Raw genomic sequence first — 8,821 nt, 5'->3', positions numbered from 1 at the left:
CACCCGGACGGGCCGCGAGATCGACGGCTTCGAGATCGGCACCGATGCGGGCAGCTTCGGCTACCTCAGCAATTACTTCACGGTCGGCGGCATCAGCGGCCCCGTCGAGATCAGCCTGTTCGCGAGCGATGTCCGTGCCAACGGCTACCAGGATCACGGTTCCTACGACACGCAGACGGTCAACCTGCTGGCCAGCTACACGCCGACGCCGGACAACCGCTTCACCCTGAAGGTGATCAACAACACGCTCAGTGCGAATCTGCCGGCCCGGTCCTCCCTGAACCAGTATCAGATCAATCCCTACCAGCGCGGTTGCGGCACGGCGGCGCTGGCGGCGCCGGGGTGTACCCTGACGAACCTGTTCGCCAACGGGGCCTTCGGCCGGACGGTGGGCGTCCCCGCCGATGAGGCAGGGTTCGGGCGCGACGACCGGCGCACCATCGTCGCCGTGCGCTGGGAGCACGACATCGACGCGCAGACAACCTGGCGCACTCAGCTCGGCTTCGACGAGCGCAACTTCAACCAGCCCTTCTATACGACCTCCTCGCGCGGCTCCTATCCATCCTGGAACTTCCTCACCGACCTGACCCGGCGCTACGATCTGTTCGGGCTGCCCGCGGTGGGCTACGTGGCACTGGCCTACAACACCATCGACAACCACATCACGACCTTCAATCGCGCGCCCGGCGGTGGTCCGCTGCTCGGCGCGCTCATCGGGAACCAAGAGGCCGTCCAGTCCAACCTCGGCGGGCGGGCCCGTACCGAGGTGGCGCTCTCCGACCAATGGACCGGCGTCGTCGGCGTCAGCGCGGAGAACACCGCGATCACGGGACGCAACGTCGCCTACGCCTATTCGGCCTCAGGCGTGACCACGACCGTCGCCGATGCCAACCGCAGCTTCCTCAACGTCGCGCCCGAACTCGCCCTTGTCTATCGGCCGACCCCGGAATGGGCGGTTCGGGGCCGGGTCGCGACCGGCTACACGACCCCGGCCGCGAGCAATCTCTTCATCACCGCAGCCGGCCTCCCCGGCAACAACATCCAACTTCGCACGCAGGAAAACCTCGGCTTCGACCTTGGCGTCGACTGGAGCCCGAGCGAGACCCTGCGCCTCAGCGTGACCGGCTTCTACGAGTTCTTCCGGAACGAGCTCGTGTCGCAATCTCCCGGCGCCGGCCTGATGAGCTACACCTTCAACGCGCCGGCCTCCGAGCATCGCGGCATCGAAGTGGCGGCCGATTGGGCGTTCGCACCCGGGTGGCGCGCGGTCGCCGCCTACACGTTCGACGACCAGATCTACACGCGCTACGTCGAACGGCTGAGCGCCGGATCTCTCAGCCGCCAATTCGACCGCTCCGGCAAAACGATCCCCGGTGTCCCGGCCAACCAATTGCTCGCCCGCATCGGATACGATGTCCCGGCCGGACCGCTCGCCGGCCTCGGAGCATTCGTCGAGACCGTGTTCCAAGACGACTTCTTCATCGACAACGCCAACCAACTCAGGGCGCCGGGCTATACGATCGTCAACGCCAACATCCATTACGCCACGGAGCTCACGAGCGGCTATGCCAAGCGCTTCACCGCCTATGCCGAGGTGCGCAACGTCTTCGATACCGTCTACGTCGCTTCGGCGCAGAACCTCGCGAATTCCATCAGCGCGACCACGGGCCTACAGAACGGTGCGAGCGTCCTCGCAGGAACCACGGGGTCGGTGTTCGCCGGAGCGCCCCGTACCATCATCGCGGGAATGAAGCTGGCGTTCTGACCGCCCGGCATCGGATGATCCGCAGGTTCGGCAACGTTCTCCCATCGAGGAAGGGAGCCGAACAGGCCTGTCCGCAAACGCGTCCTCCGCCTCGACCATCGTGATCGTGGCGTCGAACGCTGCGCTTGCCCCCTGATTCATAGGACCAGCATCCTCACCATCGGACATGCCTGGACCCGTGCGACGCCGAATGGGGCAAGCGTCGGCGGCGGCGATCCGACCGTTGCGAACACCGGTCCGGACGCGGACGAGTGGGTGGATCACCCGTGGGGGCAGGATGAGGTCCACGAGTCGCCCGCTCTTTCAGACGCGAAGAACGATGCCGCGGCTTCAGCAAGTCCCCTGGGACGCTCGATAGCACCAAGGCTATCGCTGGCGCGCACAGCTCCCCGAATTTCGGCCGCAAAAATCTCTGCACTGAATTCGAGCGAACGATCACGAAGATCCGCCGAGACTCTGTATGTCTCCAACAGGTCGTAATCCATGATCTTTTGCGTCAGGTTTTGACAGCCTAAGACGAGCGGGACACTCACTGGACGAGCACGGCCTGGTCGCAGCGTGTGCCTTCCACGGTGAGGTCGGCGTAGCCCAGGCGGATGCCGAGGACCCGGAGCGTGTTGTCCAAGACCTTGTCCAGCGCGGGCGTCACCGCCGCGAGACCCGTGGCGACCGTGCTCTTGATCACCCCGGGCGCCAGGACGCCGAGACCGTTCACCTGAAGGTCGAGATCGTTGATCAGACGGCCGGTGAGGGATTGGAAGGACCCGCCTGAGGACACTGTCCGGACGGTGTGGCGGGTGATGTCGTCGTCACTGAACGTTACGAGCTGCGTGTAGGCATTTCCGACCGTGACGCGGCTCTGGCCGGTCACCGTCAGGGCGGGAGCGACCCGCAGGAGCGTCGCCGGCTGATTGAGGTCGGGCACGCGCGCATTGGGGTCGAGGAGCGCCTTGGGGATGTCGGCCACCGCGAGGTCTGCGACGCCGGTCTGGGCTTCCAGGACGACCTGTCGGCTCTGCCGGTCCGACCAGGGGCAGGTCACCGAGCGCAGCCGCCCCTGCGCCTTGGCGACCTGCACGTAGAGAGGCAGTTGGAGGAGGCCGAGATTGAGCGGCAGGGCCAGGCTGGCCTCGATGAGGAGGCGGGTCTGCGCCGTCTGCACCGTGGCCTTCGAACTGCCGGGCTGGACGTAGCCGGAGCTCTGGCGCTTCTCGCCGATCCCCAGCGTGACCTGGGTCCGCAGCAAGCCCGGTATGCTCGCGCCGAGATCCGCGGAGACCTGGCGATCGCCGTTCGCCACCAGGATGGCGGCCGACAGGGTATCCATCAGGCCGATCGATGGACCCTTGACCCCTGTACTCGGCGCGAGGTTCGCGGCATCTCCGAGATCGATGATTCGCCCGAGGCGGACGGATCCGCCGGCACCTCGAACGACGTTGTTCAACTGCCCGAGGGCGGCTGCTGCCGCAGCGTTGCCTGCGGTCGTGGCCGCGACCGACTGGAGCGCCGAGAGCACCTGTCCCAGCGTCGCATTCGCGGTGACGACGTCGTTGTAGTTGTCGACTTTGAGATTGAGGCCGGGCTGGAGGGTATCGAGCACGCGGAAGCCGTCGACCTGGGCCGCCGCCAGCGCCTCGTAATCCCCGACCGACAGGTTGAGCGGCTTCCCCAGCAACGCGCCGAGAACGCCGTTGAGCACCCCGGCATCCAGACGAAGCAGCCCGGAGCCGATGCTGAAGGAGGCGAACCGCGCCGAGGCGGCGGTCCCACGCACATCGATCTGCACGTCGCGCTTGAAGCCGAGAGCCGGAGCGAAGAAGGTCGGCGTCTGCGTCCGAAGATCGACCCGGACGGCACTGGGCGAGGCGGCATTGGCGACGAAGCGATCCGCCACTGGAACCTTGGAATCGCCCACATACACACCCGGCTGGACCGTGATCACCGCAGCGGCCCCGAAGCCATTGTCGGCGAGCGATTGGCGCGCCAGCAGGTCGGCCCGCTGCGGATCGGAGGCCGCCAGGGTGGCGGCCAGGTCGACCGCCCCTTGCGCCTTGCGCCGGGCGACGACCATGGAGCCGTAATCCACCCCAACGGCCGTCGCCGCGAGGAGTGTGGTGAAGGCCAGCGCGGTGAAGACCGCGACAGCCCCACGCGCGTCGGGCGCGAAACGGCCGATCACAGGCCGCCCCGGCGCACGCTGACCGTGCTCTGGATGAGGTCTGGCGGGAGTGGGATCAAGCCGGAGAGCCCCGAGAACCCGAGCGACTTCGCATCGAACGTCAGGGTCACGGTGAAGAGGGAAGCATCCTGGGCGTTCGGGCCAACCGTCACCATTACGGTGCCGGGCTTGAACATGGCCCCCTCCGTCAGGGCCGCCGCCACTCTCTGCCGGGCGAGAGCGGCGCGCTCCTGATCGCTCACGCCGGCGATCGAAGCCCGGGCCGCCTCCGACGCGATATGCTTCAGGTTGTGCGAGGCCCCGAGATAGATCCCGAATGCCACGATACCCGCAAAGAGCGCCAAGAGGGCGGGGACGACCAGGGCGAATTCAACAGCAGCGCTTCCTGCTTGAGCACGCAATGCACGCCCAATCCACGCTTGGAAATTGTATTCAAAACGCATGAGAAGGCATCCGTCATGCACAACGGTTATTGATCGATGTTATGTTTTCACGGATTTCCTAACGAGACCTTTATACGACGCCATCCGAGCAGCTGGATACGTCAAGATAAAACCAATAATATTGATCAATACAAGATAGTGAAATACAGGCACTATACGAAAATGTCAGGTCCGCCGTAGTGTGATCCAGTCCTGCAATTTCTGGTTTAAGTGACGCTAGCCCTCGAATGAAGAAAACAAAGCAATTTTAAGTCGTCCAGCCTCCGGCAGTCTGCCACTGCCAAATGCGACAGCGCGTCCTCGATCCCGGTGGGGCAGGGCGCTTCATCAGCCTCACAATCGACGCGGACGATATCCTCGGGCAGGTTCTGCCCCCCGCCTCGTCCTGGCCGCCGGGCACCGAATCAGGACACGGCGTACACCGCCACGAAGAACCTCACGGCCCTCTCCGAACGCAGTCGCAGGAGGCACGCTCAGTCCGAGCATCAGCGTCGGCGCTGGTATGCCTGAGCTAAGCATTGGCCCAGGCTCGCCACGGGAGGCCGCCGACTGTGCGAGCTTCGATGGCAAATCCATAGACGAGTGCCTCCGCCAAGAGATCGTCTAACCGCTGAAGGCGGCGCAGATCCTCATCGGGATCCGGCAGAGCGCCTCCAACCACCTCCAGCCGCACGCCTCCTTGGGTGACCGCCCACCCGCGCCCGGCACCTTCCGGATCTCGCTTTCCGGCGGCCTATGGCCGCCGCCATTCTAACCCCGCGGTCCCGGCTCGCAGAACCAAAGCTCCAGAGTGGACGCCGAGCCGGCTCCAACCCTTCTCAGGTTCTGAGACCGATCAGCCTTTCGGCCAAACTTGCCGAGGCGAAGTCGCCGCGATTGAGGATCTGACTCGCGCCGCGAAGCTTGCTCCGGTCATCCGCCGAGAATTCTCGCCCTGTCAGGACGATCACCGGGATATCCGAGCAGCCGGGAATGGCGCGAACGCCTTGCAGGAAGCCGAAGCCGTCCATGATCGGCATGTTCAGGTCGACGATCACGACGTCCGGCCTGGTCTCCGTCGCCTGCTGCAGGCCCTCCTTACCATTCGAGGCCTCCAAGACCGACCAGCCTTCGTCCTCAAGGCTGGCGCGCATCGCCATGCGCGTGACGGCCTCGTCCTCGACCAGAAGCACGGTGCCGCGCCGGTCCGGCTCCGCCAGCCTGAACTGGTTCACGATCTTGCCGAACCGCGTCCAGTCGACCGGCTTCAGCATGTAGTCCGAAGCGCCGAGGGAGGCCGCGAGATTGCGCTGGTCGACGGACGTCACCATCACGACCGGGATCTGCGCCAGCATTTCGTCCGCCTTGATCTGGCTCAGCACCGACCAACCGTCCACGCCCGGCATCATCACGTCCAACAGGATGGCCCGTGGCCGCAACCGTCGGGCGATCTCGAGCCCGCTCCTGCCGTTCGTGGCCGTCTGGACCTTAAATCCCTCGCGATGCAGGAACCGCGTGGTGAGGGCGAGCTGGTCGCTATCGTCGTCGATGACGAGGATGACATCGCCTTCCGCCACGTCGGCGGCGATGACGTTCGGATCGGGCAAGGCTTGCGCGTCGACCGGAGGAACGAACGTTGCCGGCACGGTGAAGGTAAAGGTGCTGCCCCGGCCGGGGACGCTGGACACCGTGATGGTTCCCGCGAGCATGTCGGCGAAGGCACGGGTCAGCGAGAGGCCAAGCCCGGTCCCCCCGAAGTTGCGCGTCGTGGACGCATCGGCCTGCTCGAAACGCCGGAACAGGCGCGACACCTGTTCGGCCGTCATCCCGATCCCGGAATCCGAGACCGAGAACGAAAGCCGGTCGACCCCCGAGGCGTCGGTCATGCGGGAGGCCGCCAGGGTGATGGTCCCGCTTTCCGTGAACTTGGCCGCGTTGCTCAGGAAGTTGAAGAGCACCTGCCGGGTCTTGGTCAGGTCGGAATGCATTCGGCCCAGCCCAGGCGCGAGCTTCGTCTCCAGGGCGTTGCCCTTCTTGTTGACCAGCGTCGCGACCGAACCCGCAACGTCGCGCAGCATGTCCCCCACCGCGAAATCCTCGGCGTAGACCTCCATCTTGCCGCTCTCGACCTTGGAGAGGTCCAGCACGTCGTTGATGAGCCCAAGCAGGTGACGGGCGTTGCGCTCGACCTTGCCGATATCCGCCACGAGGTCCGACGCCGCGCAGCCATCGGAGATCTCCTCTCCCATCATCTCGCTGTAGCCGATGATGGCGGACAGAGGGGTGCGGAGTTCATGGCTCATGTTCGCCAGGAAATCGCTCTTCGCCGTGTTGGCCAGCTCGGCCGCCTCCTTGGCGGCTTCTGCGGCGGCATTGGCGCTGGTCAACGCCGCCTCTCTGTCGACGAGAACGTGGTTCGCAGTGTTGAGCCGCTCCAGCGTGGCTTCGTTCTGCGCCACGGACCGTCGCAGGGCATGGCAGATCCACACCATGGTCGCGCCGACTAGGAGGTATTGCCCCAGCAGGGCGACATCCACGCCTCCGAGGACTCCATCCCGCGTGTAGAACCACGTGGCAATCAGGGTCGATAAGAACAGTGCCAGCGCTCCTGCGCGCCAGCCGAAAGCCAAGCTCACGACCAGGAGGACCGGAATGTACAGGAGGAACGGGGCGACATAGGCTGGAGCCAGGAACCGAATGAACGTCATGGCGCCCACCAGCAGCAGCGTGACACCGTAGTCGGTGATTGTTGATGGACGTCGGAGGGCGACCGTCCCGATCAGTGTGTTCAAGCTGCTCATGGGGTGTGAGTGTCACGACCGGGGTCCTTTGGAAAGCGACCGGTTCCCGCCCCTGCCCAGCCCGAATGAAGACATGGGTCCCATCGGCCGCGTTGTCGCCGATCCGGTGGTTTCTCGTGCAAGAATTGCAATGCCGTTGGAAGCGTTTCGAGCGAGCAATCCTAGAATTGGGGAGCAGGCGCCGCGTCGCCCTTTGGAGATATCCTTAAATTTTACAGATCATGCTTGTCTGCGTTTAATTATTTTCAATCAACTATTCCAGTGCATGGTTGGAGTGGTTCTTAGTCAGATGGATATGTGGTCCTGCAACCAGTCCCGTGCGGGCGTTCCGGCACGGGCGGAACTGAAAATATTCGGTCTTTGTGGAACGCTGAATCGGGTGTTTCCGGTGGATTTACACGACATCTTGCCAAACAGCTTAAAAGTTGCGGTCATGGCTCTCCATGAGAAGGGTCGCGCCATCGAAACGAATTGATACACTTTGGAGATCTCGTCGTAAAAATGACGGACTATGGTCGCATATGAATTTATTGAAAATCTAAGGTTATGAATAATTGCCATTACATGGTCCGCAGCAATTTTATTTGTTGTAGGCAATGGGCTAGAGCTCTTATGCTTTCACGTTGTGGTGTCTATCCCGATGCGCTGCGGTGTCCTCAGGCGGATGCCGGATTCAGACGAAAGCAAGATCGGCCAGCGAAAGTGCGCCTTCCCGCGTGTCGAGGCTGAAGGCGCTGGCTGGTATTTGGGACACCAGAGAGTATCCGCTTAACACTTTCCCGTAATGATGCGCCGCCACTGCATCGGACCTCACCGCTCGGTAGCGCCGGGAACTCATCGTGTCTGTCAGAAATCTGTCTATCCGCGCCAAGCTGATCGCCGCTTTCTCGCTGCTGACACTGCTTGCTGTCGGGTTAGGATTGCTGGGGGTGATTGGCACGCACCGCATGCGGCAGCAGGCGCTCAACATCGAAACCAACTGGCTGCCGAGCATGCGCCTCCTCGGCGAGATTGATACGCTCACTGCACGGACCAGCGCTCTCGTCCTGCGTCACACGCAAGCCGTCGACCCGGCACTCGTCGCACGCATCGAGACCGACATGGAGCGCTTTGGCAAAAAGCTCGACGAGAAGAAGTCCGCTTTCGAGCCGATGATCGACACGTCTGACGAGCGTGCGCTCTACGAGACGTTCACGCGTGAAGCCCGGAATTTCGAGGGCGTGCGCCAGTCCATTCTTCAGCTCTCGCGTGCCGGTCAGAAGGCTCAAGCCTACGCGCTCTATGAAAGTCAGGGCATCATCCCCCGCCGTGCAGCCTCCGCAGCCCTCGACAAGCTCGTTGCCATGAACAACGAGGGCGCCAGTGCAGCTCAGGCCGAGAGCAAGACCGTCTTCGAGACGACCCATACCTGGGGGCTCATCGCCATAGCACTGTGTCTCCTCATCTCCACCGTCTCTGCAACGCTCATCATCCACGGCGTCACGCACGGCATTCGCGCCGTGGTCCGGCCCATGCAGGCGCTGGCGGGCGGCGACCTCTCCGTGACCATCCCGCACCAGGGCGCCCGGACCGAGATCGGCACCATCGCGGACGCCGTCCAGGTGTTCAAGGACGGTCTGATCAGAATGCGGGCCCTGGAGGAGGACACGGTCCA

Annotated in this window: 6 protein-coding genes; 3 read left to right on the top strand and 3 right to left on the bottom strand. The window is 63.8% G+C overall.

Annotation, left to right across the window (positions count from 1 at the left end):
• Positions 1–1,765: TonB-dependent receptor (locus ASF20_RS09995; RefSeq protein WP_244476375.1), on the top strand; the 1,765-nt coding region annotated here is incomplete at its 5' end.
• Between the two features lie 529 nt (positions 1,766–2,294).
• Here ASF20_RS09995 and ASF20_RS09990 read toward each other — a convergent pair.
• The 3 genes from ASF20_RS09990 to ASF20_RS09980 all read right to left on the bottom strand — a co-directional run bounded on the left by ASF20_RS09990 (position 2,295) and on the right by ASF20_RS09980 (position 7,167).
• On the bottom strand, positions 2,295–3,944 hold the full coding sequence (locus ASF20_RS09990; protein ID WP_056273510.1) for a TadG family pilus assembly protein: 1,650 nt from the start codon (positions 3,942–3,944) through the stop codon (positions 2,295–2,297).
• Positions 3,941–4,387 (bottom strand): TadE/TadG family type IV pilus assembly protein, encoded by a 447-nt coding sequence (locus ASF20_RS09985; RefSeq protein ID WP_056273508.1) that lies wholly within the window; start codon positions 4,385–4,387, stop codon positions 3,941–3,943. The genes ASF20_RS09990 and ASF20_RS09985 overlap by 4 nt, the downstream gene beginning before the upstream one ends.
• An 818-nt stretch (positions 4,388–5,205) precedes the next feature.
• Positions 5,206–7,167 carry a response regulator gene (locus ASF20_RS09980; RefSeq protein ID WP_056273505.1) on the bottom strand — a complete coding sequence of 654 codons (1,962 nt, stop codon included), beginning with the start codon at positions 7,165–7,167 and terminating at the stop codon, positions 5,206–5,208.
• A 73-nt stretch (positions 7,168–7,240) separates the two neighbouring features.
• Here ASF20_RS09980 and ASF20_RS23970 point away from each other — a divergent pair, with 73 nt between their 5' ends.
• Both ASF20_RS23970 and ASF20_RS09975 read left to right on the top strand, forming a co-directional pair.
• The gene (locus ASF20_RS23970) at positions 7,241–7,642 is read left to right on the top strand and encodes a hypothetical protein (protein ID WP_156648008.1); all 402 of its coding nucleotides are present in this window, start codon (positions 7,241–7,243) and stop codon (positions 7,640–7,642) included.
• A gap of 364 nt (positions 7,643–8,006) precedes the next feature.
• Positions 8,007–8,821, top strand: an 815-nt coding sequence (locus ASF20_RS09975) for an MCP four helix bundle domain-containing protein (protein WP_244476374.1), incomplete at its 3' end; no start/stop codon positions are given.

The sequence above is a fragment of the Methylobacterium sp. Leaf88 genome, from assembly GCF_001422795.1.
Taxonomy (GTDB): domain Bacteria; phylum Pseudomonadota; class Alphaproteobacteria; order Rhizobiales; family Beijerinckiaceae; genus Methylobacterium.
This window is presented reverse-complemented; position numbering and strand designations above follow the sequence as displayed.